Below are 276 nucleotides of genomic sequence, written 5' to 3'. Positions count from 1 at the left end.
ATCGAGTGATGGGCGGATTTATATCCGATAAAAATCGGACTGTGAAGCGGTTTAAGAGGATTTTATGGATTTTCTATCGATTTAAATCGGATATAAATCCGGATAATGGTTCGCTACGCTTTTCCAGGATCGGCGGCAGGTAGAGCCCCAGGTAGGCGTCGAACACCCGCATGCCTTCTTCCGCCAGGCGTGCGTCGATGATCCCGTGACGCTGTACCGACAATGCGTAGACGCGATCGCCTAGCTCCATGGCCAGGCTGAAGATCTCGATATCGG

Annotated in this window: 1 protein-coding gene; it reads right to left on the bottom strand. The window is 51.4% G+C overall.

Translation table 11 applies throughout. The annotated features are described in order from the left end of the window. Positions 1-73 precede the first annotated feature (73 nt). Positions 74-276: hypothetical protein (locus G5A07_RS21255; protein ID WP_223107771.1), on the bottom strand; the 203-nt coding region annotated here is incomplete at its 5' end.

It is taken from the genome of Stenotrophomonas sp. AS012628 (genome assembly GCF_010608305.1).
Taxonomy (GTDB): domain Bacteria; phylum Pseudomonadota; class Gammaproteobacteria; order Xanthomonadales; family Xanthomonadaceae; genus Stenotrophomonas; species Stenotrophomonas geniculata.
Note: the sequence above shows the minus strand (reverse complement) of the source record. Positions and strands in the feature narration are given on the sequence as shown.